This is a genomic window from Endozoicomonas sp. SESOKO3 (assembly GCF_024606255.1).
Map to the genome: position 1 here is coordinate 1 of NZ_JAHHPR010000361.1, position 1,444 is coordinate 1,444.

General features: G+C 39.8%; 1 protein-coding gene. It reads right to left on the minus strand.

All coding sequences use genetic code 11. The features are described from left to right. On the minus strand, positions 1-1,382 hold a 1,382-nt coding region (locus KDK18_RS06470), incomplete at its 3' end, for a hypothetical protein (RefSeq protein ID WP_257254053.1). Positions 1,383-1,444: the final 62 nt, after the last annotated feature.

A 1,444-nucleotide genomic window follows, 5' to 3' on the forward strand; every position in this document is an offset into this window, starting at 1 on the left:
TGACTCCTGAACCAATCGACGAAATCACTCAAGTATTTTATTCGTTCTTTCAGGTATTTACTCTTCTTCTCTTGTCCTTTGTTAATTTCTTTTTCTTCTTGTCCCTTTGCTGCCTTGTCATGTTGGCCTCCATCAGACTGTTGATTATCATCGGTGACAATACCTGGCTCAAGCATTGCCAAAACAGTCCGTGATTGTTCCAGCAGGCCGGCAAATCCTGTACCGAGGGTGACCATTATGACTTGGTATTCATTTGCATCAGGAAAAGTTTTTTGTAATTGTTGCTCTATGTAATTTGAAAGGGTTATAAGCAATTCTTTAAATAATTCAGGGTTTTCATTTCCCGGGTTGTCTTTTGCATCATTTAACACCTCTTCGAATATTGCAAATAATTTCTGTTCTTTGCCTTCTCTGTTTGTAGAGTTAGTAACGGTATCATCCCAGTTTGATTTGCTAAAATAACTCGAGATGTTGTTAACGTGTCCTTTTGCGGATTTTATAAAGAAAGCATCAAGAATCATGGATATGGCATTAATGAGATTCACGAACTGATTGTTTGAGGCAACTAATTCTGGATTTTTTTCACCATATTCTTTTATTAGCACTAACATTCGCTCATCTGTTTTTATATACCGCTGATAAAACGGTATTCTGTCCATATGAACGTTATAATTTAGCAGGGTGGTAGCGGCTTTTATCATTGGATCGATTGGGGTCTCGTATTTTTCAGCTTTTGAGGGGTTATCCAATTGTTGCATTTGCCTAAGGTGTATTTCTCTCATAAATTTCATGCCAGAGATCACTGAAGCAGACTCTTTAACATTTGCTTTTAAAACTTCGTGATCTTTTATGGGTTCCTTTTTACCAAGAAGTTCACCTTTGTTGCAATGAAGTCTCCCGCTACAAGACGAGCTAATGGCTTCAAGCAGGAATGAGTTAAAAAAGAAATGAGCCGCTTCAGGGTTGGTTCCATTTGAATGGATGGCTGCATAGTAACTTGCCATAAACGTCACGAGGTTCAGTTTTTCGTATGGATCGTTGATATCGACAGGTGACTCGGCACCGTGGAAAGAATATAGAATTGCCATCAAATCATTCTGGTTTTCATCAACCGTAAGGTGGAGTGTTTTTATCAATTGCTGAATCATGTCTGCAATGGTCAGGCTCTCTTTGGGAGGGATTTCCGGAAAGTAACTCAATATAGTTCTTATGGAGTCTTCATCAAGGCCTGTATTCATCCCTTGGAGAATGTTACTAATACTGGTATGGCTCACTGATGGGAGCGGAATTTGCACTACAGGCTGCAGTTGCTGTGCAGCAGCTCCCTCCGATTCTTCTGAATCCTCATCCATTTTTTCGCCTTGCTCATTTTCGTAGTTCATGGCAAAGATAAGATGGGTCGTATTCGGGTTGAGAGCAAAAGGAGAGATTCTCCCAACATAAG